Consider the following 25,104-nt stretch of genomic DNA (forward strand, 5'->3'; position numbering starts at 1 on the left):
GACGAGCATCACGCTCGTCTTTTTTATGTCTGTCGCTTAATGTATAATCTTGCGCCCTTAGTGGGTGGTGACCGTACAAATAGTATGACTACTATTATGGTAGCGACCCAAAGCGAATCTACAAACCTGTTAACTTGTGAAGTGAACCATGAAATTTATCGTTAAGCCCCATCCAGAAATCTTCGTTAAAAGTGAATCGGTGCGCAAGCGCTTCACAAAGATTCTTGAATGTAATATTCGCAACATCATTAAAAGCCGCTGTGAGTCTGTCGCTGTTTTCAACCGCCGTGACCATATTGAAGTGACGTCAGAGTCCGATCAATATCGCCAGGAAGTGATTGAAGTCTTAACGCACACGCCAGGTATTCACCATGTTCTGGAAGTGCAGCAGTCTGGCTTTAAAGATCTGCACGATATCTTTGAACAGGTATTGGAACTAAACCGAGACAGCTTGGTTGGCAAAACGTTTGTTGTTCGTGCTAAACGTCGTGGCAAGCATGACTTTACCTCAATTGAGTTAGAGCGCTACGTGGGTGGCGGCTTAAACCAAGCGATCGAAAGCGCGAGCGTTAAGCTGCGTAATCCTGATGTTACGGTGAACGTTGAAGTGTCAGGTGAGACACTCAACCAAGTGATCGCTCGCTACAAAGGTCTTGGTGGCTTCCCACTGGGCACTCAAGAAGATGTGCTTAGCCTTATCTCGGGTGGATTTGATTCGGGTGTTTCAAGCTACCTGCACATCAAACGTGGTTCTAAAGTGCACTACTGTTTCTTCAACTTAGGCGGTCCTGCGCACGAGATTGGGGTTAAGCAAGTTTCTCACTACTTATGGAACAAATACGGCTCTTCAGCCAAGGTGCGTTTCATTTCTGTCGACTTTGAGCCAGTTGTGGCGGAAATTCTTGAGAAAGTGGATGATGGCCAAATGGGCGTTATCCTAAAACGTATGTTTATGCGTGCGGCAGGTATGGTAGCCAGCAAGTTTAAGATTGAAGCCTTGGTAACTGGTGAAGCGCTTGGTCAGGTTTCAAGCCAAACACTGACAAACCTTCGTCATATCGACAACGTGACTGATACATTGATTCTGCGTCCACTGATTAACTGGGACAAAGAAGACATCATCAATCTTGCACGTGAGATCGGTACGGAAGATTTTGCGAAAACGATGCCAGAATACTGCGGCGTCATTTCTAAGAAGCCAACAGTCAAAGCGGTGAAAGCCAAGTTGGATGAGGAAGAAGCGAAGTTTGACTTTGATATCCTAGAGCAGGTTGTTCGTGACGCACGTATGATGGACATTCGTGATATCGCTAAAGAGACCGAGCAAGCAGCACCAGAAGTTGAACAGGTTCAAGCGGTCGAAGAGCACGCAATCGTGCTGGATATCCGCAGTCCTGAAGAGGAAGACGATAACCCGCTTGAAATCGATGGCGTAGAAGTGAAGCACATCCCATTCTTCAAGTTGGGCACGCAGTTTGGTGATTTAGACCAATCTAAAACGTACCTTCTGTACTGTGACCGTGGTGTGATGAGCCGCCTACAAGCTCTCTACTTACAAGAACAAGGTTTCAACAACGTTAAGGTTTACCGCCCTTAGTCGATGAGACTTGCCTTCAGAATAAACAAAGCGCAAATCGTTCATTCGGTTTGCGCTTTTTTCATTGTATTGGGTAATCGCAGGCATAAAAAAAACACCGCCATATAGGCGGTGCTAAAAAATTTGACAGACAGGTCAAAATAAATACAGGAAGTATATGTTTCGTCTCGGGAGACAAAACTTGGTAGAAACCTACCTAACTCGAAATACGAGTTTGCAAACACAACATCGCAACAATATGCCAATTGATTCGAAAAGGAATCAAGCCGTTCTGGCTCTTTGCTGCGGGGTGAAATATAGAATTTCTCTGGTCGTCAGGCAATGGACATTTTATAATGTTTCAGATTAAAAAAACTAATCCAATTTATAGAAGGCCAACATGTCCAGAAGATTGCCTCCACTTAACTCACTAAAAGTGTTTGAAGCCGCCGCGCGCCATCTCAGTTTTACGCGTGCCGCGGAAGAGTTATTCGTCACACAAGCTGCAGTGAGTCATCAAATCAAAGCGTTAGAAGAATTCCTTGGCTTAAAACTCTTTCGTCGTCGAAATCGCTCTTTGCTTCTTACTGAAGAAGGGCAAAGTTACTTTCTCGATATCAAAGATATCTTTACCTCACTAGCAGAAGCGACTGATAAAGTGCTTGAACGTAGTGAAAAAGGTGCATTGACCATTAGCTTACCACCAAGTTTCGCTATTCAATGGTTGGTGCCGCGTTTGGCCGATTTTAACCAACAAGAGCCTGATATCGATGTACGCATCAAAGCCGTTGATATGGATGAAGGTTCATTAACAGACGATGTCGATGTCGCTATTTACTACGGGCGAGGAAATTGGCCTGGGTTAAGAGCCGACAAACTTTACCAAGAATTCCTAATCCCGCTCTGTTCCCCGTCGCTTCTTCTTGGACCCAAACCATTAGAAACGCTAAGTGATTTGAAACAACATACGTTATTGCACGATACATCTCGAAAAGACTGGAAACAATTTGCCAAGCAGAATGGTATTGAGGGGGTGAACGTCAATCATGGTCCTATCTTCAGTCACTCGACAATGGTTCTGCAAGCAGCCGCCCATGGCCAAGGGGTGGCATTAGGGAACAACGTTCTTGCTCAGCCAGAGATGGAAGCGGGGCGTTTGATTGCGCCGTTTGACGAAGTGCTCGTCACTAAGAATGCGTTTTATGTCGTGTGTCACGAAAAACAAGCTGATATGGGACGAATCGCAACGTTCCGAGATTGGATGTTGGCGAAAGCGCAAAGTGAACAAGAGGAGTTGTTGGATGAGTAGCTATCTTATTGATGGGCAGAAAACACAGCCGATTTTTGTTTTCGCGCATGGTGCGGGGGCAGGGATGGATCATCCTTTTATGGCGGCGGTGGCCGAAGGGCTGGCAAGTAAAGGCATTCAAGTGGTGCGCTTTAATTTCCCATACATGATTAAGCGTGCGGAAGATGGCAAAAAGCGTCCGCCAGATCGTGCTCCAAAGTTGCTGGAAGCGTATCAAGCTGTGATTGCTGATGTCGCAGGCCAGAAGCCGGTCGTGATTGGTGGCAAATCGATGGGGGGGCGAATGGCAAGTCTTCTATCAGGTGAGAGCCAAGTGGCTGGAGTTGCTTGTTTGGGTTTTCCATTTCACCCTCCTGGCAAACCTGAAAACTATAAAGGTGCGCACTTAGCCGAACTCGATAAGCCAACACTCATCCTTCAAGGGGAGCGTGACACCTTTGGTAAAAAGGAGGAGTTCTCCGATTTTGACTTGTCTTCAGCGGTGCAAGTTGAGTTTATTCCTGAGGGGGACCACAGTTTTAAACCACGCAAAAGCTCTGGCTACACGGAGCAAGGCAATATTGAGTTAGCGGTCGAAAAGTTAGCTAAGTTCATCTTCGAGGTTCAGCGTGAAAAGTAAGCAGTTACTTACCATCGGTGGTTTGTTTGCGGGTACTGGCGTAGCGCTTGGAGCATTTGCTGCGCATGGGCTAAAGAAAATGCTCTCTCCGTATTTGTTAGATGTGTTTAATACAGGCGTTCAGTATCAATTTATCCATGCTATTGGGATAGTGTTATGCGGCGCTCTGTTGCTGATAAAATTACCACCTAAGTCACAAAAATATTTCTTCCTAGCCGCGATTTGCTTTATCATCGGCATCTTTTGTTTTAGCGGCAGCCTTTACGCTTTAGCCATAACGGGAATCAAATGGTTCGGTCCAGTCACGCCATTCGGTGGATTGACGTTTATGCTTGGGTGGGGAATGTTCGTTTACGCAGCACTACAGATTAAAGAGGTGAATCAGTGAAACAATTAATGCTCTATTGCCGCAGCGGCTTTGAAAAAGAGTGTGCAGGTGAAATTCAAGATCGTGCCACTCAGCTAGAAGTGTTTGGTTTCCCTCGCGTTAAGAAAAACAGTGGCTACGTTATTTTTGAATGTTACCAAGAAGGTGACGCGCAGCGATTGGTTAAAGAACTCGATTTTAAGTCTTTGATCTTTGCTCGCCAGATCTTTGCGGTTGCGGCTGAAATCCAAGAGTTGCCACGTGAAGACCGTATTTCCCCAATCTTGCACGATCTGAGCTATGTAGAAACCATGCCTCGTTGCGGCGATATTCGTGTTGAAACGCCCGACACCAATGAAGCAAAAGAGTTACTGAAATTCTGCCGTAAGTTCACCGTACCTATGCGTCAAGCACTTCGCGGAAAAGGCATTTTGTTTCCAAAAGACAGCCCGAAAAAGCCTGTGTTACACATCTGCTTTGTTGCGCCTGGCCACTGTTTTGTCGGTTACTCTCTGCCAACAAACAACTCGCAGTTCTTTATGGGTATTCCTCGACTCAAGTTCCCAGCGGATGCACCAAGTCGCTCTACGCTAAAACTTGAAGAAGCATTTCATGTCTTCATCCCTCGTGAGGAGTGGGACGAGCGTCTTGCTGCTGGCATGTGGGGAGTGGACCTCGGTGCTTGCCCTGGCGGTTGGACGTATCAGCTTGTGAAACGCTCGATGTTTGTTCATTCAGTTGATAATGGCATGATGGCAGACAGCCTGATGGAAACCGGTCAAGTAAAACATCACCAAGAAGATGGCTTCAAATTTGAACCTGCGCGTAAGAACGTTACTTGGCTTGTTTGTGACATGATTGAAAAGCCGTCTCGCGTTGCTCAGTTGATGGGTGAGTGGATCATCAGTGGATGGGCTAAAGAAGCGATCTTTAACCTTAAATTGCCGATGAAAGGGCGTTACGATGAAGTGCTTCAGGATATTGAAAACCTGAAAATCTTCTTAAAAGACAATGAGGTAAAGTTCAAGCTGCAGGCGAAGCACCTTTACCATGACCGTGAAGAAATCACCGTCCATGTCCAGTGCTTGTCGAATATCTCGCCGCGATAGTTAAACCCACAAAAACGCTCCGATTGGAGCGTTTTTTTGTAGCAGAAGTACTAGGGTTAATAGACCCTAATTAGACGTTGGCCACATTTCCCATAGTTGTGACTCCATCGTGTTTTCAGCGCTGTCACCAATCATCGAGAAGAAATCTAACCCTGTCTGCTGTTCCACGTCATCTACCGTAGTGACAAAGTTTGCTAGCTCGCTGCCAGACACATCACGGTGCGGCACGATAAACGCAATCGCGTCATTAAAGTAAGGGTCTAAGATGACCTTGTAAAACGCACTTGGAATCACCACGCCATTGCCAATGGTGCTTTCATTGCCGTTATAAATTGGTCCGGTGACTACGTACACTTCATTGTACTCATTAGTGACATCGCGCACGTGCTCTTCAAGTAAACGCCATCCTACACGGTTGAACCCCGGAAGTTGTGGCGACATATTACTCATAAGAAAACTCTGCTTCATAGATTCTTGAGTAAAGTCCATCGCCGCTGACGGGGCCAAATGACCGCGGTCGTACCCAGAGCTTCGATAGTCATCCAAGGTTGATTGCGCATAGTCAGGCAGCTCAGCGTCGATTTTAAAGCTGTTGCTCCGCTTGTAACTGGCGTTAACGCTTTCAGCAGTGAGGTGATACGCCACCCAGTCTGCGTTCTTCGTCTGATAGTTGTAGCCAACGGCATATCCGTCACGGCATAACAGTTGATCCGAAAGTTCTGAGGGGGTGCCCATCGCAAGATGCTGACCACATGTAGCAGCCAAAGCGGGTAGTGAGAATAGACACGTAAGGGAGAGAATTAGACCTTTTTTCATTATTGTGCTCCTTATTAGTGGAGCACTAAAAATAGATTAATCAGTAGCGGCTTCTGTGATGAAAGTGCGACTTTACACCGTACTTGGTCGGGTAAGAGTTAGGTAACTGTCGAAGTTGAGAGGGCAACGGTTTACCCAACAGCTAAATTTAACAACCGTAAACTAATCAATAATTTACTAATAAATACGCCGTGAGAACGTGATGTGCTGAGTCTTAAGCGCTTTGCGGACCAGTATAGCGAATCGCTTGCAAGTTAAAGCCGAGTTCAATGTCTGTTTTTAACGCGGCAATCTGTTTGCAACGTCGAGCCGAATCAATGTGTTCGTCGAGCTTCTTCCGATATTTGCTTGGCAACTCGTCGCTGGCGTAGGCGGCTTCGATATCGTTAAACTGGGTCAAGATCTCTTTCGCAGCTTTCGGACCAATACCCGGCACTCCTGGAACTTGGCTCGAACTCACCCCTGTAAGACCCCAGTAATCGGCCAGTTGCTTTGGCGTGACACCAAACTCTTTTTCGATAAAAGGCGCATCTAACCAACGGTGCTGGAAGTAGTCTCGGATCTGCAGTGTTGGAGAGAGCAACTGACAGTATCCTTTATCCGTGGAAATGATGGTGACCTTTTCACCATGATTGGCCACCTTCATGGCGAGCGTCGCGACCAAATCATCCGCTTCATCGCCATCCGACAGGAGTGAATCAATACCCAGTTGCCACCAAGCGTCTTGAATGGACTCTAGTCCGTTTAACAGCGGCTCAGGCATTGGCTTTCGGTTCTGTTTATATTCAGGCAGGATCTCTGCGCGCCAGCCACGTTCTTGGAGGTGGTGATCGAAAACCGCAATCATGTGACTCGGTTGGGATTCTTTGATGATTTTATTCAGCGTTCGCGTCGTGGTGGTGATGGTTCTTGCAATATCGTTAGGATCCGGTTGTGCGGAGTGAACGCGTCGGATTAAGTTAAGGGCATCGATAATAACAAGATGAATAGACATAAAACTCAAAAAAATAAGGGCATTAAGCCCTTATTGTATCGAATGAGAGTGAGAATACCACCGCTAGCCTGTCTTGATCTCGTAGCAAGGCTTGTAAGCTGAGCCTCCAGGCAGTTTCATTCTATCTTGCTCAACGAAATCGCGGAGTAACTTGTCCATTTTCTTCATTAAGCTGCTATCGCCGTCGAGTTTGAATCGACCGTGACGCTCAATTTCACGAATGCCTTCTGCTTTTACGTTACCCGCGACAATACCTGAGAAGGCTTGGCGTAAAGCGGCGGCGAGATTCTCTGGTCTTTGATTAAGATGCAAATCGAGGCTAGCCATATTGTCATGGGTTGGCTCAAAGGGAAGCTGAAACTCAGGTTCGATTTTGAGCGACCAGTTAAAGCTGTAGGCATCACCCGTATCTTTGCGATACTGGCGAACATCCGTCATGCTTTGCTTCATGATTTGTGCAACGCGAGCTGGATCATCGACCACGATCTCATAGTGTTTTTGTGCATCTTCACCCAGAGTCTCACCGATAAAGCGGTCAATAGAGCGGAAGTACTCTTCACTCTCTTTTGGCCCGGTCAGAACAATTGGCAACGGTTGATCTTTGTTCTCTGGGTGCATCATGATGCCAAGAATGTAGAGAAGTTCTTCAGCCGTTCCTGCGCCGCCAGGGAAAATGACGATACCATGCGCCATACGCACGAATGCCTCGAGACGCTTCTCAATGTCTGGCATGATCACCAGCTCATTGACGATAGGGTTTGGTGGCTCTGCCGCGATGATTGATGGTTCTGTAAGGCCGAGGTAACGCTGATCGTAGTAGCGCTGTTTGGCATGACCGATCGCCGCCCCTTTCATTGGTCCTTCCATCGCACCTGGGCCACAACCAGTACAGATATTGAGTTCACGTAAGCCTAGCTCATGGCCGACTTCACGTGTGTATTGATACTCTGTTGCATTTATTGAGTGACCGCCCCAACACACTACTAGGTTTGGTTCAATACCCGGGGTCAGCGCGCCAGCATTGCGTAAGATACCAAAGACGAGGTTAGTAATGTGGCTGGCGTTGGTGAGGTTGAGCCGCTGGTTGTCGGCCAAATGCATGTTAACGTAGACGATGTCACGCAGAACAGAGAACAAGTGCTCCTGAATTCCTTTAATGATTTCGCCGTCGACAAACGCATGCTCTGGTGCATTGTGCAGCTCGAGCTTGATGCCGCGCTCTCGGCGCACCACATTAACGTCGAAGGATTTGTATTTGTCTAATAGCTCTTTTGAGTTATCGGTGTGACTGCCTGAATTCAAAACCGCCAACGTACAGTTGCGGTAAAGCTGGTAGAGATCACTGGCAGCGGTTTTTTTAAGGCGCTCAACTTCAAGTTGAGAGAGTAGATCCATACTACCAGCTGGACTGATATGAGTGATCATAAGAACCTCCTTGACTAGAGACGAACTCTCCAAAAGTCGCTAATTATTATTGTCCTCAGTCATTGTTGTTATTGTTCAATAAACAGGTAGGACTTTAGTTAGCTTAGCACGCTTAAACGGTTTTATAGCTAACTATCTGATATTTCTATGACAATGGTAGGAATTTATTAGGACTATTTCCAGACAAGCTGATTGGTGCCAATCGCTTTGCCTTCTTTAAGGAAGAGATTCAAACGTTCCAGTAATTCTTCTGGTGTATCAGATTCTTTGAACGCAGTACTGGATGCCGACAAGGTAATGGTGAGGTGCTGATCTCTAAACTTGAATGGCAGTTTAGACACTTGACTTTGGATGGTTTGGATTAGGTTAAAGCAGTCGGAGTCAGAGCGTTCAGGCAAAAGAATAATAAACTCCTCGCCACCAAAACGAGCCACGGTATCGGTCTCTGAAAGCTCTTTTTTGATCGTTCGGGCGATGATCTTGAGCGCTTTGTCACCTGCAGTATAACCAAAGCTATCATTGATGGTTTTAAAGCCATCGACATCAAATAGAATGACTCTTAGGTTGTGCTGCGCACGAATCCAACGACGATACTCGAGCTCCATACGGTCGCCAAATGCGGTTCGGTTATAGACTTTTGTGAGTGGGTCTAACAGCATTCGTTGCGCTTGGTCTTCCAGTCGGCGTCGGTAATCTTGAGTCATTTCAAACAGTGCCTCAAGTTGACCTTTGCCATAATTCATTCGCTCTATCAGCGCTTGTTCTCGCTGTTCAGCATGACGAAGACGCTCAGAGAGAGAGTTTAACTGAGCCACAAGTGGGTTAATTTCAGATTTCAGTTGGCTAAGATCTGTCGCGGAAGCCACTTTTACTTCGGTTTGCTCGATCAGCCCAGACAGTTCGTCGTTCATCTCTTGGCGCTGTTCAAAGTAACTTTGCGATTGACTGACGTTTTGCTCAGAGCTTTTCATCGAAGAAGAGAGTGAGCTGTTGACTTGCTCTAGGAATTGCTCCGATGTTTTACGCTCAAACTGAGTGCCTTCAATGACGAGTTTGAGCGTTTGGAGCGTCAGCTCAAGTAACGAGTGGGTATTCACGCCCACAAGAAGTTTGGCGCGAATGTCGATCAGCAGTTCACCCGATTCACCCTCGAAATCGAGTTCGGTGATCAGATGCTGGAGTTCGTCAGAGAGCCGAGTGAGAAGTTCACGATCAGAGCTGCTTGAAATTTGGCAAAGTGGGGTGTCTGGGTTTGAGGTGATGATTTTGATTGAGCGCTCGTACAAACCAAGCAGCTTCATGGCCTGTTCGGCTTTCGGTCGTTGAAGCCCTTTCGAGTAACTCAGTAGATCACGCAGATCGCGTTTCACCTTGGCTGGTAACCCAGTCAGGCGCAGTAGTGTTTCGCCGCTGTGTTGAATCTGAGCGTCGAGATGTTCCGTCTGTTTTTCCATAGCCAAGCCTTGTTGTTTAAGCAAGCGCTCAAGCACCGCAAGTTTGGGTATGAGGGAGCTGACATCTTGTTGTTGTTCGAGTGCCTGTTTTAGCTCAATCAGCCCAGTTTTAAGTCGCGGGTCTTCACTTCTGTGAGCGTCAGTCATAGATGCAATGATGCGCTTGAGTACCTTCTGCTCTCTCTTAAATTTGAACGAGGTATCTCTCTGTGTCAATCGGACTTGTTCCAATTGAGATTTCAGATTGTGCAGCTGTGACTGAAGATCTTGCTCTAGGACGCCCATCAAAACTTAACTTACAGACAGGCGGAATGGTCCACCTCTATTTATGAATTTATTGATAATATCAAATAAAACTCATCCGTCACGGGTTACAACGTTTGATTGATGAGGTTTTACTCATCTTTTAATAGTTTTTTGATGCTGTCCTCATTCTTGTACGAAGAGTGCACCTTTATTAACCCTTGATTTATAGAATGCTTGCAGGCCTTGCGTATATTACCTGTTGCTAAACTGGCTGCTGGCGCATTTTCGATGGCTTTTAGGTAGACCCATTGGCTGCAATGTTCTTTCATGCTAAGCGTGCGTGCGGTGCTGGTTGACATTAGTAGCACATCAACTAGTTCCTTATCATTAACCGCGGTATACGCTCTAGGTAGGAAAGGATAGTCAGCCATGCCCATACGAATGATGCGATTGATGCGGCGTTCTGGCTCAAACTCCATCACCCACTGTTGAATTTTGTTGAACAACTCTTCTGGGTCACTCATTTGCTCTTTATTCGGTTCTATATAAAGCAGGTTCGCGTCCGAGAAGTGATAGATACGCGCAGGTGACTCTACTTTCTCTCGTAAGTAATCGCCAAATGCGCGCTCAAGTTTTAGCCCTTCTTCATAACCGTGTTGCAAATACATGTTGCGAAGGAATGGGACGTCAATCATCACGAAGCGAAGCCGATCATTAAGCGGTTCGTGGATCAATTCGCCCACGTGCCACTGCTCGAACTTGCTGATGCTCTCTTCAAGTGATGCTGGTAAACGGGCATTGAGCATTCTTAAATTGCGTAGGCCAGATCGAGAGTGAGTGAATAAGTCTTGGTTTAATCTGTCCAGTTCTTCACGCTGAACATTAATTATGTGGCCGCGACGAAGAATAAATACAAACAACAACGCACATAGTACAAACAGCGTGAAGGTGATTTTTTGGAACTTGTGATACTCAGTTCGCGTCTGTTCTAACTCTTCTTTTTGACCAGTGAGATGCAAAGTTTGCTCGACAAACTCTTTTTGCTGGCGAAACGCATCTTCGTTCAAGAGATCAATCTCTTGCTGTTCAATGTTCGCTAGCGAGTTGTATTGCTTGAGGTACTCGAGTGATTGTCGATAATCGCCCTTGAGTTCATAGCCCAAGTAGAGCAACTGATAGGCGGATTTCTGGGTACTGATATCGGATGATTGCTGGGCAATTTCCAACGCTTGTTGCGCTTTTTCGATCACCTTGTCGGCGTTAAATTGATGCCTCGCCAACCCAGATTCTAGCAATAGGGCGTACGCTTTTAGGCGCGGGATATCAGCATATTCGAGTAGCTTTTGTGCTCGGTTCAAGTACTGCTCAGCCAAGGGGAAGTTGACCAAATGCAAATAGGTCGCGGCGAGTGATACGCGAATGTCGATGACGCTTTCAATGTTGTTTTGAATGCGCTCATGGTCCATGGCGTTAAAGTAATGAACGAGAGCGAGGTTGTATTTACCTTGGTGGTAATAAATATCGCCCATTCGCTTTAAAATTGGAGCGAGTAGCGGAGAGTGTTCGTAATTGTCGTAAAAGTCTGCGGCTTGAGATAAGTGCTCGTTGGCTTTATCCAGCACTTTTCGTTCATAGAACAACTGGCCAAGTAAGCGGTTTACTTTCGCCAGTTCAACACCTGAATCACTTTCGATGGCTCTCCAGTAACTGAAGAGTAACTCAGAGAGTGCTGGGTTGTATTTTTTCGCGGCGAGATAGTGGCTTCCCAGCGTTGTGTGGTAGCTGATCATGACTTGGTTGGATTTTGCTTCGTCGGCATAGGGTTTTGCCTGCAAGTAAAGTCTATCGGCAACGTTCATATCCCCTTCCGCAGAGGCGATGTCAGCCAGCAGCATGGTGTGCTTGTATTGTAGACCACGCGCCAATTGCTGCGGGTTTTGGATTTCTCCAAACGACGTTTCCCACTCTTCCAGTGTTTTTCTTGCCGTAATGGCATCGCCCGAAATTTGCCAACGAAGTCGGATATCAACCAAGCGAATATCCAGCAGTAAGTAAGGAAGATTGTAGTTGGTGGCCAGCACTGCCGCTTCTTTTAAATGGCGAAGCGCGTCACGCTGGTTACCGAGGTTGAACTCGGCACGCGCGAGAATTCGCAATGCGTCGATTGTCCCGCCGGGTGTACGTGTTCGGGCATCCGTTTCATCACGTGAGATGGAAGAGGGGCTTTTCTCGGTTTTGTCAGTCAAAGTACGCTGAGTAATATAGTCAGTCGCGAGCTGCTTGGCTTGCTTAGGGACGATATCCACCAAACTGTTTGCTTCGCTTAACATTGGCGATGAATAAACAGTCGCAAATGCCAGCGAAGAGGAGAACAGCAGTATTAGTGCACCAATATGGCGTGCCCAGCGTAGTAAATTCATGCTTGTCCGAGTCCTTATTGACGGGCCATACGTTGGTTGTGTGCCGGCTGAGCATCTTGATTGGAGCGGTACGGGTTGATGTCCAATCCACCTCGACGAGTGTAGCGAGCATAGACAGTTAATTGCTGCGGCTGGCAGAACTTCATGATGTCAGTAAAGATACGTTCAACGCATTGCTCGTGAAATTCATTGTGCTCTCGGAAAGAGACAATGTAACGCAACAGCGCTTCACGGTTGATTTTATTGCCTCGATAGCGAATCTCGACGCTGCCCCAATCTGGTTGGTTGGTGATCAAGCAGTTTGATTTTAGCAGGTGGCTGTGAAGGCTCTCTTCAACAACCTCATTGTCGGTGGCATTTTGCAGCAGAGTTTCGTCGAAATCGTAGTGGGTGATTTCAATGTCTTGGTCATCGATACATTCACCATCCATCGATACGATGACTGAATCTGTGTAATCGATCACCGAGCGTAGTGTAACGGCAACGGTTTCACCAGCGCACTGAGACAGATCTTGGATGAGTGTGTTTTCTACCTCATCCCAGCTAGAAAAACGCGTTTGATTGAAGCTGTTTAAGTAGAGTTTGAACGATTTGGATTCGATCAGGTTCGTGCTGGTGGCAGGGATCGAGACTTCACCGACCGCGACTTGCGGCAAGCCTTTCTCATTAAGCCAAGATAGCTCATACAATGTCCAAATATCGCAGCCTTGGAATGGCAGTTCGTCACCAAGGTTGAGGTCGTTTCGGTTCAAGCTGCGTGGTACAGGTTGCAAAAGGCTAGGGTCGTATTGATTTGAGTAATCTGTTTTTTGGCCAAGGGTTAGGCCAGCAAGCTCTTTTGCGTCAGAATATTTGCTCATACTTTTGTTCATTTTCTATTAGAATGTCGAGAATTTTACGCAATCTCGCCTCTAAAAGCGACCATTCATGTTGGAGAATCTAATGGCTGATAATGCTCAACAAGCGTTACTCACATTCACTGAAAACTACCACCAAGCTTACCTTGACGCTCATGGTCATCTTCCACGCAGTGAAGAGTTGTACGATCTTGTCTCACCATGTGTTGAAAGCAAAAGTGCCGGTGCAGTGGATTGGAAAGCGTTTGTAAGAGAGCAGCAAGCTGATTTTTCGAACGTTGAAGCAGGCATTGAGTTGACGCTACATGAAGACATCAAACTCTTTTACGGCGTCCAATATTGCGGAGATATGGAGGCAACATGGAATGGCAACGAACTGACGTTGCTGCAAGTTTGGAGTGACGATGATTTTGTCCGCTTACAAGAAAACATTCTTGGCCACTTGGTGACTCAGCGCCGACTCAAACTGAAACCTACGGTGTTTATTGCGGCGACTGATGCGGAATTGGATGTTATTTCAATTTGCAACTTAACCGGTCAAGTTGTTCTTGAACGGTTGGGGACCGATAAGCGCGATGTTTTGGCTCAAAACGTAGCCGAATTTTTAGCTAAGCTTGAGCCTGCGGTGTAACCATGTACGTAGTTGAACTTCAATTTGAGTGTTTCGATAACACCACTATCTCTGCGGTAGATAAGGCGATTAATGGCTTAATGGATGCGCTGCGTTACAACGGTCAAGTGTTAGGGCGAGAGTTTCCCATTGTGATGGGCGACGGTGAGTTTTTCGTTCGCGCAGTGTGCCCAGAGCAGCAGAGTTTGCATCCAAACAACCACTCTGACTTTGTGAATGTTTGTATCCGCCGCCTTGCGGATGCATCTCTTTTGGCGCCTAAGGTCCGTTTGCTGGGGCGAGATATTAACTCAGAGGAAGTGGCAGAAGAGGGCGCCCCAAGTTGGCAAGTGCTATACACGACTTACGTTCACACCTGCTCACCGCTTAGAAGTGGTGATACCTTGCTGCCTATTCCACTGTATCGAAATGGTCCGACTCTTAACGGTGATCACAAAGCGGTGATTAAGTGGCAAACGGAGTGGCAAGCTTGCGATGAAATCCAAATGGCGGGGGGATGTCGAGCAGAGCATGCCGCATTGCACGAGATTTGTGATGCTGAAAGTGTGCTGTTTAAGCGCGGTTGGGACCTGCGTGGTCGAATTGAATACATCACTAAAGTCCCTACCTATTACTACCAGTATCGAGTGGGGGGCCAAAGTCTTGCTGATGAAAAAGCTCGCAAGTGCCCCAAGTGTGGTGGTGATTGGTTGCTAGACGAACCGATACACGACATCTTCTATTTCAAATGTGATGACTGCCGGATAGTCTCCAATATGTCGTGGGACCATATAAAGTAATGATAATAAACCTCTCTTCGGAGAGGTTTTTTGTAGTTAAAGCGCGACAGAAAGTGTGAAAACAAATCCTTTTTGTCGTGAGGATTTGAAACTCGATAGGAGATCATGCGGTTAGCAAATGATTGAATAATATGAAAACGCTATACTGTTTTTTGTTTAAAACTGTTCATTCGTTGCGCGCGGCTTAAGGGAATATTGCCGCTTGTTGGCAACGTGCTACGAGAAACCAACCATGCGTTTTACATTCCCAATTGCGATCGCCTCATCGCTATTGACTGCTCCGTTCGCGGCTGCTGATTTTGACCTCGACTCATTGCTTGAAATGCCCCTCTGTTCGTTAGCGGATACAAAAGTTGTCTCGGCTACCCGAACCGCGCAGAGTCTGGCTGATACTGCCGCGTCTGTATATGTGATCACGGCGAAAGAGATCAACCGCTCTGGAGCCCGCTCTGTCGCAGATGCGTTAGCTCTGGCGCCAGGGTTACATGTCGCCAAATATTCAAACTATGACTGGGGTATTACCGCGCGAGGTCAGAACCAAGCGTTGAGTAATACACTTCTTGTGATGGTGGATGGTCGCAGTGTATTCAACCCAATGTTTTCAGGTGTCGACTGGGATCTGATTCCGGTAAGCATGGACAATATTGCCCAAATTGAAGTGGTACTCGGGCCGGTTGGCACCATCTGGGGAGGGAACGCAGTTAATGGGGTTATCAACATCATCACCTCTGAAGCCGAGAGCGCACCCGATGGCAAGTTCGCGATTAAAGAAGGCAACTATGGTTATTCTGAGTATCAGCTACATGAGTCGACCCAGATTGGTGAGTATGGCTATCTAAGCGGATATTTTGAGTTTGTCGACCATATGCCGTGGACCAGTGACGAGGAGCGCGTACAGCCGGTTCAAGATTACAACGTCTATACCGAGCGTTTTGGTATGCGGTTCGACTATCAAAAGTTTGCCCACACCGTGAGTGTCCAAGCTGGCGGGATTCGCTCTCGTGAGGATTATCAATGGATGAAATACCACCCTCACTTTCTCAATCCCGGTCTGCCAAGTGCCAGCGTTTACGATACTGAGATGACGATGCAAGAGTACTTCTCTGGCTTACAACACATTTATGATGTTGAAAATGGCGATAGTTGGGAAAACAAACTATGGCTCACTTACAGTTCAAACGATAGTACCGCTCGAGATGCGCAATTTTGGCGTGTCGATCTTGATTCTCACTACACCATTAAAGATTGGTGGGGAACACAGCTTAGTTTAGGTGGCAATGTTCGGATAATTGATGAGCAACTAGGTCAATACAGTAACAGTGAGCGCTATTCTGTTCCTTATATTAGAGTGACGGATAACGCCGATTTCTTGAATCAAAGTTACGGTTTGTATGCGAACTGGAACATTGATATCAGCGATAAGTCGACGTTAACCTTGGGCAACCGCTGGCAATACAACAACTTGACGCATAGTGTCGATGCCCAGCCTCAGATTAGATTGAGTTACCAACTGTCCGACAACCAACGTTTGTGGGCAGGATGGGGACGCGCGGTGGTGACCCCTTCGCGATTGGAGTTGGAGACCACCTTCCAAGAGAACTACTACGTTGAATCTGGGGCGCACGATGGCGCAGAAAACAAGTACGACTACATTGCTACGTATCTCTATCGAGGTGGAGATGACCTTAGTATAGAGAGTGTTGAAACTTACGAACTTGGTTATCGCTTCTGGGACACTAACAAAGTGCAGCTTAATATGAGTGGTTTCTACAGTGTTCACGAGAATATTCGAGCCTTAAAAGGGGTGAGTGCTCAAGGCTGGGTGATTGCAGGTGACTCATCACCAGGTACGGTCGGGACGTACATTGAACAGTACGTATCAGAATACGTTGACCCTCTTTGGTCTGAAACCATGGGGGGAGAAATAGCACTTAAATGGCAGCCGATTGAACCACTTCAAATCAACACCAACTACAGCTATAAGCGCATTGTTGGTCATTGTGAAGGTGCGATATGTGGATCTAACGATGCGGTAAAACGTCAGTTGGAAAACCAACCTAATCATTATGTGAATGCCCAAGTGATGTGGGACATCACTCCGCAGTGGTGGGCAAGTGCGTCTATGCAGTATGTCTCTGAGTCAAAATTGCATCGTGATTTTGTCGATGATCCAAGTTACATCTGGCCGAAAGTATTAAGTTTTGATGCCTCGGTGAGTTGGCAGTACGCCGACTGCACACCAAGAATTACCGCTTCGGTTGAGAATCTAGGCGCAGAACAGTCGACGGAATTCCCAGATAGCCTGCAGCCATTTCAAAATGGCACCCAGTACTGGTTGACGCTTGATTGGAATTACGGCGCCGTCGACTGGACAAGATAAACATGAGCTCACATTTTTCTATTTTGGCGACCAAATGTTTGGTCGCTTTGGGTTTATTGATTGTTCCACTCCTCGTGCAGGCAAAAGTAGATGATGTTGATCTAAAAGCGGTCTACCTGTTTCGTTTTGCGCTGCTGTCGGACTGGAATCACACCAATATAGCGACTGATCACATTGACTACTGTGTTGCTCAACAAAGTGATGTCGGCTTTCGGTTGGAAGCGATTGTGGCGACAAAGCCGGATATGGCAAGGTTTCATGACATGTTAAGTGGTGTTGCGCCTTCTGTATGCCATATCTTGTTTATCGAAAACGGCGATGAGGCGATCATTGCCAACATGCATGTTAGATATCCTAATGCACTGCTGGTTGGCAATGGCGTTGAATTTGTCGCTAACGGCGGTATGGTCGCCTTCATTAAAGTTCGCAACCGCATTCGCCCGTTGATCTCACGCCAAAACGTCGAAAAGTCTCGGGTACAGATTCGCTCTCAGCTGCTTGAAGTCTCTGAAATTTATGAGAAAGCGACATGATTAGCGCACGTTTTACTCAGCTCCCATTGCGCTACAAGATGATCTTACCGACTTGGTTTATGGTGATGTTCATTGTCTTGATCATAGGCACTCCCGCGATTCACTTATTGTTCTTGTCTCAGAGAGAAGCGCAAGAGCATCGCGTTCATATCTTGTCTCAAGGCGTGGCAAGTACACTACAAGCCGCTCTGATGTTTGATGATCCGATTACCGCCAAAGAGCAGTTGGTCAATCTTACGTTTGACCCAGACATCATTGCTGCCAAGGTGATCAACGAGTATGGCGAGACCATCACAAGCATTCACCAACTTCCATCGCAGTGCCAGTGGACACAAGAATCGGTGACCTGTGCAGATACCAGGTTTCAGGTGGATAATACCGATATTTTCCTTGAAGGAGAAAAGCTTGGTACGCTCGTCGTGTGGGAATCGTTGGAGTCTATTCAAAGTAATGAAAGGCGACTGTTTAGCTATTTAGGCGCGTTGACAGTGTTTATTTCTCTGCTGTCTTTGGCATTTGCGCAGTTGTTGCACGGTGTGATTGTCAAGCCTTTAACCGCCTTGCACAGCACCATGGAAAGAATGATTACTCAAGGGATTGCAAAAAGCTCGATAGATATTGTTCATGATGATGAAGTGGGCAAGCTGACCCGTTGCTTCAACGAAATGATCGCCAACCTCCTTGACCGAGAGAGCCAGCTGCAAAGTGCATTGCAGCGTGTTGAACAGAAAAATCGCTACATTCACGGCGCCCTCGATGCGATGAAGCGAGGGGTTCTTGTGGTTTCTCCGGGCAATAAGATCAACTACGGCAATCCGGTGGCGATCAGTGAATTGATGGAAAGCCAGAGCCGACTAACAACGCGTGAAATGTTGGCAAGCCGTTTTGAGCCCAAAGCGGCAATTGAGCAGGTGATTGACGCGATTGAGAGACATCAGCCACTGGCGGCAGTAGAGTTCCGTACATTGGATGGACAAAAGTGCTATCGAGTGAGTTGTCACCCGATGGAAGAGGCGAGTCAGTCTCTGTTGCAGTTTCAAGATGTCACGTCCCAAAATCTGTCAGAGCAAAGACGTAAGTTATTAGAGCTCATGTTCGATCAAAACCAAGACGCAATTTTTGTTTTGGATAGAGACTTAAACGTAACGACGCAAAATACAACCTCGCTGGAACGATTTGGTGTGTTGAGTGCCATTCAAGAGCTGGCGGTGAAAAAGCCACTCTATTTCTCGCTAGCCTTGACCAAAACCTTGCTCAACAGTGGCGTCATGATCAGCAAAACCATTATTCGACATACCAATCAGACTTGGTCGCCCTATCGCTTGAAAGCGAAAGCGTTAAAAAGTGGCGAAGGTCGAGTTGAAGCCTTCGTGATCAGTTTGACGGATTTGACTCTGGGTCTTGAGCTGGAAAGACTGAGCTTTGCGGCTAATCATGACACCTTGACCGGGCTGGCAAATCGCTCTAAAGCGCTGAAGAGTTTGCAAGCTCGTCATCGCAAAGGGCAAGCTCAGTTTATCTTTTTCCTCGATCTTGATGGTTTCAAAGCGGTGAACGATCAATATGGGCATGGTGTGGGAGATGAGTTGCTGCGCATTGTCGCTAAGCGGCTATCGGGTTGCATATCGGCAAAAGATTTGGTCGCGCGTATTGCTGGGGACGAGTTCTTAATCGCGATTCGCAGTTCTGGCCAATGTCAGCCAATCGCTCAGCGCATCATTGATACATTGGCCGTTCCGATTGTGATCAACGAGAAAACCTGTCAAGTGACGGCAAGTATAGGTATCAGCTATTGGGCGGCCGAGGATGAGGTGATTTTGGATGAGAAAATTGACCAAGCTGATCGCAATATGTATGTCGCGAAGCGTTTAGGGAAAAACCGTTTTTATTACGCACTCTGAGCGAAAAAGAAAAGACGCTAGGGTGCGTCTTTAGGGATGTCGTCTTCTTTCTCTTGTTCGTCTTTGGGTTTGGGCTGTTTGGGTTTGTAATCAAACTTCATTTTTGCGGTGTACTTCAGCGCCATGATATTGCCAACGACCACGCTTAATACAATCGCAATAATCACCCAAGGGTTGGTCAATAAATCCATAACGGCTCCTAGCGAGAAAGATTAGTAATATACTGATTGTAGATGGTTTCTAAATTATCTAACACGACTTGTTTGCCAATAATTGCGCTAGATTCGATCTCTTTGTGTAACACATCTAAAGTCATGTGATTGAGGCACCGCTGCGCCGTCGCGCGATGGCTAATGTGCCAAGGTTCAATCGCAACACCGCCGTTATCCTCTTGGTACGGAAAATAGAAGCCAAACTGCGCCAAGTTTTCTTTTAACCACAGATAAAACGGTCGCTGGTGAGCGTTGAAGTACTCCCAAGGTTCTAGCTGTAAGGCCTCCCCTTGAGGAAGCGCATCACGATCGAATAGGTCAAAATCGCTGCCCCAGTGATGTCGACTGGCGCCTGGCAGTGCCGACCAGCGCAGTATCGCGAATACCTTGTCTTGCTCGCTCAATGTTTCTGGGGCGAGCGGTTGGCTTTGCGTGTCTAAAATTGTTGCAGCGCCCGTCATTTTGCGATTCCAAATCATCAATTGACGCTCGAAATCCCGAAACCCACTGGCGATATTGAGGTTAAAACCTGCCCCATCGGCAGCCTGCTTGAGCGCGAGTAAATCCTCTCGCACCTCAGGGTGAACCAGAAAGTGTTTTTGGCCAATCAAAGTATCCACCAAATGGGTGGATACTTTTCCGGTTAGTTGCGCTGCGTTCATTGTTAAGCGAGCAGGTTTTCGAGGGTTTTTTGATACATCTGGGTGAGTTTTTCCAGATCATCAATTTTCACGCACTCGTTCACTTTATGAATGGTTGCGTTAACAGGGCCAAGTTCGACCACTTGGCAATCCATTCGGGCGATGAATCGGCCATCAGACGTACCACCAGTGGTGAGTAGCGCTGGTTTGGTTTGGTTAACTGAATCCACCGCATCGACGACTGCATCTAATAACGCGCCAGTATCGGTCAAGAATGGATCACCATTGAAGGTCCATTTGAGGTCGTAGTCCAGCTCATGTTTATCCAAGGTCTCAACAACACGGTTAACGATCATGTCGTTATTAAGTTCGGTGCTGAATCGTAGATTGAACTGAACGTTAAACTCACCTGGAATGACATTCGACGCCCCAGTGCCTGCATGAACATTTGGGATTTGGAAACTGGTTGGTGGGAAGTAAGCGTTGCCTTGATCCCATTCGGTGGTCGCGAGTTCGTGAATCGCCATTAGTGACTGATGGACGGGGTTATTCGCAAGGTGAGGGTACGCCACGTGACCTTGCGTACCTTTGACCGTGAGATCGCCAGTTATCGAGCCGCGACGACCGTTTTTTACTACGTCTCCCACCACTTCGGTACTTGATGGTTCGCCGACAATACACATGTCGATGTTCTCACCTCGTGCCATTAGAGTTTCTACCACACGGACAGTACCATTAATGAATGGCCCTTCTTCATCCGACGTAATCAAGAAACCGATCGACCCTTTATGATTTGGGTTGTCTGCGATGAACTGCTCTACGGCGACAATCATACTGGCTAACGAGCCTTTCATATCGGCCGCGCCACGGCCATGCAGATAGCCATCAATTTCAGTAGGTTCGAATGGGGGCGTGTGCCATTGGTCTAAGTTACCAGCCGGTACGACGTCAGTATGACCCGCAAATGCAAACAGTGGAGCCTCCGTACCACGGCGTGCCCAGAAGTTAGTGGTGTCTTCAAACACCATCACTTCAATTTCGAAGCCGAGGGCTTTTAAACGTTCGATCATCGCATCTTGGCAACCGGCATCTTCTGGGGTTACTGACTGGCGGCTGATTAAGTACTTTGCGAGAGCCAGTGTCGGGCTATCTGTCATCCTTGAAATCCTTTACTTACTTTATGAAAAAATCGCAGCGTATTGATCTGCTTTAAAACCTAGGTGGTAGCTATCACCTGACAGGAGAATAGGGCGTTTAATCATTGCCGGTTGTTCTACCAGCAACGCAATCGCATTGGCTTCGTTTAACCCATCTTTTTGCTCTTGGCTCAGTTGGCGGTAGGTGGTTCCACGTTTATTGAGGACATTTTCCCAACCGAGCTGTTGGCAAAACGTTTCCACCATGGCTTTGTCTACGCCTTGCTTACGGTAGTCGTGAAACTGGAACTCAATGCCTTCTGCTTCTAACCATTTCTTAGCTTTTTTAATGGTGTCGCAGTTAGGAATACCGTACATGGTAATTGTCATAATAAACCCTTTGAAGTGACTTTTTTGTTATTTCAGCATCCTATCAGGAACTCTGTGTCGAGACAAAAAGTGTGATCGATATATTTCAATGGGCAAAAAAAATGTGTTTCAGGAAGTTGGGATTGTAGAGTTATTGATCAAACGCAACACATGACCCGACAAAACAGAAATAATGACTCTAGAATTTTATAGGAGGTATCAATGGAATTGAGTCCTGTTTTTGCAAGGCGACTGTATTTAGCGCTACTTGTCGAGAATCTAGAACGACCTAACGTTCCAAAACTGATTGAAAAGACTGGGTGGCCACGCCGAACAATTCAAGATGTCATTAAGGCTCTTCCTGGCATAGGTATTGAGTTGATGTTTGTTCAAGATGGGCGACGTCACAATGATGGGTATTACCAACTTTCTGATTGGGGCCCATTTGATAGCCAGTGGGTAATAGACCGAGAGCCAGACATCGCCGCAAGTTTAGGTTTTAAAGCCTAGTCTTTATTACTGCACCGATAAGCACTCCCCATCACAGTAAAGGAGGTGGTGAAGTCTTGAGGAGCAGTGACAAACACAGTATTCGCGCCAAGTTTCTTGGCGCGATTTTTTATGTCATTCATCGCACCTTGCACCATCACATCATTGGTAAAAAACAGATAGCTGTACCAATGCCCCTCACTGCCAGTCACTTCGCCCAGCCATTGGCAATCATCAGCATCAAATCCAGCATCCATTCTTAAGTGAACGGTTTGAGCAGGGCTGTCTAGACGGTTCATCGGCGAGGTACAACCTGCCATGAACACGGCAACCAGAGAAAGGATTAGTGCATTATTGAATTTGAGTAACATAGGCGATAAATCCTATCCAGCTCAGGGCTAGCAACACCCAAGGTAATCGAGTTGGGGTTGAGGGTTGTGAGTGAGAATCCATTGGCAGCTCTGCTTCAACGTCGGTTTGCTCAACACGTTTAGCTTTCTGCGCTTTTTTTCTCGCTTTGTCGGCTTGGCGGGACTTCTCTTTTTGCTGCTTTTTGTATTGCGCAATCCCTTTTTCAATCCCTTGGGCGATCAGTTTGGTTTGCTCTTTGGTCTGTCCGGGCTTTTGGGTGGCTTTGGCAATTCTCATTGCTTCTTGCTGAGTTTCTTGCGACGGAACGACTTTTTTGTTCATGAGATAAATACTGCTGGATCAAAGATACGTTTATCCTAACACGATATAATTAAAGCGGAATTGAGATTTACAGCATGAGGCGTATTGTGTGAAAAAAATAGTGCTTTTCAGTGCGGGTATCGCCGTGCCTCTGTTTATGTGGTTTAAAGGTTCACCGCCTCTCCCTCCCGAAGCCTCTGAGCAGGTCACTTCTCAGCGTGATCCTATGAGTGATATTCAGGGCAAGCTCAAGCAAGATCCAAATCAAGCGCCATTGTGGTTTCAATTGGGGCATGGTTATCTGAACCAGCAAGAGTTTGATGCTGCCTTGACGAGCTTTGACTACGCAATTCGACTGAGCCCAGAGCCAGTGGCCAGCCACTACGCGGCGAAAGCAACCGCGCGTTACTACTTGAACAACCAAGTGCTCGATGTTGAGGTCACCGCATTGTTGAACAAAGCTCTTAAGATAGAACCGCTCAATTTAACCGCCCTTTCTTTGATTGCCAGTGATCATTTTATTAGCTTTCGTTATCAGCAAGCGATTGACACTTGGACAAAGATGCTCGATTCACAAGACCGTGATTTAGACCGAGCTTCCATCATTCATTCTTTAAACCTCGCTAAGCAGATGCAGAAAAACCAGTAGCATTTTTCTTGGCCACGAGTTGATAAATGCAACGAACATAAAAAACCGGCGAAGTTCGCCGGCTTTTTTGGTTGTTAACGCTTAGTACTGAGATTCACGTTCTTTTGCGGCTTTGTCCCATTCTGGCACTACGGTATCTAAGAAGTGCGCCTTATCTGCGTTCATCTTCTCCATATCCATCCCTAGAGCTTTCTGGGCTGCTTCTTTGGTAGAGATGTCCGGCAGAACAACGGGATCGGTGATGCCTTTTTTCGCTAACAAACGGACCAACTTGGTTCGCGCGTCGGCGGCTTTATCTACCGCGGTACCCAGCACTTCAAGCGCGACTTCTGGAGCGTGCATGTGAACGCCGTGTGATGCAATCGCATAGTCCCAGCGCCATTGCGCATGGCGAATGTCTTGCAAGATATCTTTCATCTCCGCGTCAGTCGCGCCAGCATCCCACGCCGCTCCTGCTTCAAAGTGAGCTGCAACAATTTGCTTCTCAGCCGTCAGCTTCATGTTGAGAACTTGCGCTTTGCGGCTCGAAACGATTTCATACATTTGCTCTTTGCTTTGAGTGTGGCAGTTAGCGCAGGTGTCTTCGAAGCGATCAAACGGATTGCCTACTTTGTGGTCGGTGTAAACCGTGCCATCTTCTTTGGTCACTTTAGGCATATGGCAATCCACACAGACCACTTTGTTTTTACCATGAACGCCGTCACGCCACGTCTCATACCCAGGGTGCTGAGCTTTTAGCATTGGCGCTTTTGAGACTTTATGCGTCCAGTCTTTAAAATTGAGCGCGTCATAGTACTGTTCCATTTCATCGACAGAGGTGCCCATATCCCAAGGGAATTTGACCGCTTTGGTTGGCCCAGTAAAGTAGTACTCAACGTGGCACTGTGCGCAAACCGACGCTTGTTGATCAAGGCGAGACTGTTTTTCAAACGGTTTATTGATGGCTTGGAACGCGCGATCAACATAAGGTTTTGCAAGCGCTAGTGCAGGCTCTCCCTTTTTGAAACCCTCGCTACGAGTGTCGTGACAGTCGGCGCAACCAATTGGATTGGCAATTTCTTCACCTAAGCGAGCCCACTTACCTTCGAAGTAGCCATCTTCTCCACGTTCGTCAATGACTCGCCCCACATCAGGGCTTTTACAGCTCCAACATGCCATTGGCATAGGGCCAGATTTATCGTCTTGGGGAGCGCCCGTACGCAGCGTTTGACGCACATCGTCGAGTGCATAAAAGTGGCCGCGAGCTTTATTGTAGTCTTTGGCAAACCCATACCCCGCCCACATGATCACCATATTGGGGTCTTCGGCTAGTGCGTCTTCAATGTGGTCACTTTCAGACGTTGCTTTCCAGCTTTGGTATTGATCCGGGTGGTTTTGCTCATAGGCATCGTTTCTAGGATCGATGAGATCATTGTTTTCAGACGCCGCGAAGCTGGCTGAGCTCATCATTGAGCCTGCCAACAGGAATATTGCCGCGGCGGATGATGGTATCCAGTGCAATTTTTTCACAGTGCTATCTC

General features: G+C 47.0%; 25 protein-coding genes. 12 read left to right on the forward strand and 13 right to left on the reverse strand.

Translation table 11 applies throughout. The annotated features are described in order from the left end of the window. Positions 1 to 148 precede the first annotated feature (148 nt). From thiI to rlmM, 5 genes are all read left to right on the forward strand, one after another. Positions 149 to 1,597: a tRNA uracil 4-sulfurtransferase ThiI gene (gene thiI / locus OH458_RS04935; RefSeq protein WP_269977468.1), complete on the forward strand. Its 1,449-nt coding sequence runs from the start codon at positions 149 to 151 to the stop codon at positions 1,595 to 1,597. Positions 1,598 to 1,976: 379 nt separating this feature from the next. Next, on the forward strand, positions 1,977 to 2,885 hold the full coding sequence (locus OH458_RS04940) for a transcriptional regulator GcvA (protein WP_038140155.1): 909 nt from the start codon (positions 1,977 to 1,979) through the stop codon (positions 2,883 to 2,885). After that, positions 2,878 to 3,504, forward strand: a complete 627-nt coding sequence (locus OH458_RS04945; RefSeq protein ID WP_269977469.1) for an alpha/beta fold hydrolase — start codon at positions 2,878 to 2,880, stop codon at positions 3,502 to 3,504. The genes OH458_RS04940 and OH458_RS04945 overlap by 8 nt, the downstream gene beginning before the upstream one ends. Further along, the gene (locus OH458_RS04950) at positions 3,494 to 3,892 is read left to right on the forward strand and encodes a DUF423 domain-containing protein (protein ID WP_038140158.1); all 399 of its coding nucleotides are present in this window, start codon (positions 3,494 to 3,496) and stop codon (positions 3,890 to 3,892) included. The genes OH458_RS04945 and OH458_RS04950 overlap by 11 nt, the downstream gene beginning before the upstream one ends. Next, positions 3,889 to 4,980, forward strand: a complete 1,092-nt coding sequence (rlmM, locus tag OH458_RS04955; RefSeq protein ID WP_038217771.1) for a 23S rRNA (cytidine(2498)-2'-O)-methyltransferase RlmM — start codon at positions 3,889 to 3,891, stop codon at positions 4,978 to 4,980. Before OH458_RS04950 ends, rlmM begins: the two co-directional genes overlap by 4 nt. Before the next feature lie 66 nt (positions 4,981 to 5,046). Here the strand turns inward: rlmM and OH458_RS04960 are convergent, their stop codons facing one another. The 6 genes from OH458_RS04960 to queF form a co-directional block, all read right to left on the reverse strand. Then, positions 5,047 to 5,796 (reverse strand): DNA/RNA non-specific endonuclease, encoded by a 750-nt coding sequence (locus OH458_RS04960; protein ID WP_269977470.1) that lies wholly within the window; start codon positions 5,794 to 5,796, stop codon positions 5,047 to 5,049. Between the two features lie 214 nt (positions 5,797 to 6,010). Further along, positions 6,011 to 6,790 carry a flap endonuclease Xni gene (gene xni / locus OH458_RS04965; protein ID WP_269977471.1) on the reverse strand — a complete coding sequence of 260 codons (780 nt, stop codon included), beginning with the start codon at positions 6,788 to 6,790 and terminating at the stop codon, positions 6,011 to 6,013. A gap of 63 nt (positions 6,791 to 6,853) precedes the next feature. Continuing rightward, positions 6,854 to 8,215, reverse strand: a complete 1,362-nt coding sequence (gene ppnN, locus OH458_RS04970) for a nucleotide 5'-monophosphate nucleosidase PpnN (protein WP_269977472.1) — start codon at positions 8,213 to 8,215, stop codon at positions 6,854 to 6,856. Between the two features lie 173 nt (positions 8,216 to 8,388). Continuing rightward, entirely contained in the window at positions 8,389 to 9,954 is a 1,566-nt protein-coding gene (locus OH458_RS04975; RefSeq protein ID WP_038190042.1) for a GGDEF domain-containing protein, read from the reverse strand. Between the two features lie 110 nt (positions 9,955 to 10,064). Beyond that, positions 10,065 to 12,335: a tetratricopeptide repeat protein gene (locus OH458_RS04980; protein ID WP_269977473.1), complete on the reverse strand. Its 2,271-nt coding sequence runs from the start codon at positions 12,333 to 12,335 to the stop codon at positions 10,065 to 10,067. A 14-nt stretch (positions 12,336 to 12,349) separates the two neighbouring features. Further along, positions 12,350 to 13,195 carry an NADPH-dependent 7-cyano-7-deazaguanine reductase QueF gene (queF, locus tag OH458_RS04985; RefSeq protein WP_269977474.1) on the reverse strand — a complete coding sequence of 282 codons (846 nt, stop codon included), beginning with the start codon at positions 13,193 to 13,195 and terminating at the stop codon, positions 12,350 to 12,352. A gap of 82 nt (positions 13,196 to 13,277) precedes the next feature. On the opposite strand from queF, the gene syd reads away from it, so the two are divergent. The 5 genes from syd (at position 13,278) to OH458_RS05010 (ending at position 19,416) form a co-directional block, all read left to right on the forward strand. Then, positions 13,278 to 13,823, forward strand: coding sequence for a SecY-interacting protein (gene syd, locus OH458_RS04990; RefSeq protein WP_269977475.1), 546 nt, complete (start codon positions 13,278 to 13,280; stop codon positions 13,821 to 13,823). A 2-nt stretch (positions 13,824 to 13,825) separates the two neighbouring features. Next, on the forward strand, positions 13,826 to 14,602 hold the full coding sequence (locus tag OH458_RS04995) for a Zn-ribbon-containing protein (protein WP_269977476.1): 777 nt from the start codon (positions 13,826 to 13,828) through the stop codon (positions 14,600 to 14,602). Between the two features lie 232 nt (positions 14,603 to 14,834). Beyond that, the gene (locus tag OH458_RS05000) at positions 14,835 to 16,982 is read left to right on the forward strand and encodes a TonB-dependent receptor plug domain-containing protein (RefSeq protein ID WP_269977477.1); all 2,148 of its coding nucleotides are present in this window, start codon (positions 14,835 to 14,837) and stop codon (positions 16,980 to 16,982) included. 2 nt (positions 16,983 to 16,984) lie between these two features. Continuing rightward, positions 16,985 to 17,515, forward strand: coding sequence for a YfiR family protein (locus OH458_RS05005; RefSeq protein ID WP_269977478.1), 531 nt, complete (start codon positions 16,985 to 16,987; stop codon positions 17,513 to 17,515). Beyond that, positions 17,512 to 19,416 (forward strand): sensor domain-containing diguanylate cyclase, encoded by a 1,905-nt coding sequence (locus OH458_RS05010; protein WP_269977479.1) that lies wholly within the window; start codon positions 17,512 to 17,514, stop codon positions 19,414 to 19,416. The genes OH458_RS05005 and OH458_RS05010 overlap by 4 nt, the downstream gene beginning before the upstream one ends. A gap of 17 nt (positions 19,417 to 19,433) precedes the next feature. Here OH458_RS05010 and OH458_RS05015 read toward each other — a convergent pair whose 3' ends face one another. Genes OH458_RS05015 through OH458_RS05030 form a run of 4 tightly spaced genes read right to left on the reverse strand, consistent with a single transcriptional unit; the run spans position 19,434 to position 21,795 of the window. Then, positions 19,434 to 19,607 (reverse strand): DUF2897 family protein, encoded by a 174-nt coding sequence (locus OH458_RS05015; RefSeq protein WP_005471631.1) that lies wholly within the window; start codon positions 19,605 to 19,607, stop codon positions 19,434 to 19,436. Positions 19,608 to 19,615: 8 nt separating this feature from the next. Continuing rightward, positions 19,616 to 20,290: a M15 family metallopeptidase gene (locus OH458_RS05020; protein WP_269977480.1), complete on the reverse strand. Its 675-nt coding sequence runs from the start codon at positions 20,288 to 20,290 to the stop codon at positions 19,616 to 19,618. Between the two features lie 2 nt (positions 20,291 to 20,292). Next, positions 20,293 to 21,426: a succinyl-diaminopimelate desuccinylase gene (gene dapE / locus OH458_RS05025; protein ID WP_005471663.1), complete on the reverse strand. Its 1,134-nt coding sequence runs from the start codon at positions 21,424 to 21,426 to the stop codon at positions 20,293 to 20,295. Positions 21,427 to 21,447: 21 nt separating this feature from the next. Then, positions 21,448 to 21,795: an ArsC family reductase gene (locus OH458_RS05030; RefSeq protein ID WP_038140188.1), complete on the reverse strand. Its 348-nt coding sequence runs from the start codon at positions 21,793 to 21,795 to the stop codon at positions 21,448 to 21,450. Between the two features lie 201 nt (positions 21,796 to 21,996). On the opposite strand from OH458_RS05030, the gene OH458_RS05035 reads away from it, so the two are divergent. Beyond that, positions 21,997 to 22,284, forward strand: coding sequence for a winged helix-turn-helix domain-containing protein (locus OH458_RS05035; RefSeq protein ID WP_038140190.1), 288 nt, complete (start codon positions 21,997 to 21,999; stop codon positions 22,282 to 22,284). Here OH458_RS05035 and OH458_RS05040 read toward each other — a convergent pair. Further along, positions 22,281 to 22,634, reverse strand: coding sequence for a DUF4156 domain-containing protein (locus OH458_RS05040; protein ID WP_269977481.1), 354 nt, complete (start codon positions 22,632 to 22,634; stop codon positions 22,281 to 22,283). The two genes, OH458_RS05035 and OH458_RS05040, sit on opposite strands and share 4 nt — an antisense overlap. Then, positions 22,615 to 22,956, reverse strand: a complete 342-nt coding sequence (locus OH458_RS05045; protein ID WP_269977482.1) for a DUF2956 domain-containing protein — start codon at positions 22,954 to 22,956, stop codon at positions 22,615 to 22,617. Before OH458_RS05045 ends, OH458_RS05040 begins: the two co-directional genes overlap by 20 nt. Before the next feature lie 88 nt (positions 22,957 to 23,044). Between OH458_RS05045 and OH458_RS05050 the strand changes: the two genes are divergently transcribed. Then, the gene (locus tag OH458_RS05050) at positions 23,045 to 23,584 is read left to right on the forward strand and encodes a TPR domain-containing protein (RefSeq protein ID WP_269977483.1); all 540 of its coding nucleotides are present in this window, start codon (positions 23,045 to 23,047) and stop codon (positions 23,582 to 23,584) included. 81 nt (positions 23,585 to 23,665) lie between these two features. Here the strand turns inward: OH458_RS05050 and nrfA are convergent, their stop codons facing one another. Continuing rightward, the gene (gene nrfA, locus OH458_RS05055; RefSeq protein ID WP_005471723.1) at positions 23,666 to 25,033 is read right to left on the reverse strand and encodes an ammonia-forming nitrite reductase cytochrome c552 subunit; all 1,368 of its coding nucleotides are present in this window, start codon (positions 25,031 to 25,033) and stop codon (positions 23,666 to 23,668) included. Positions 25,034 to 25,104 lie beyond the last annotated feature (71 nt).

The sequence above is a fragment of the Vibrio sp. MarTm2 genome (genome assembly GCF_027587055.1).
Classification (GTDB): Bacteria; Pseudomonadota; Gammaproteobacteria; order Enterobacterales; family Vibrionaceae; genus Vibrio; species Vibrio sinaloensis_D.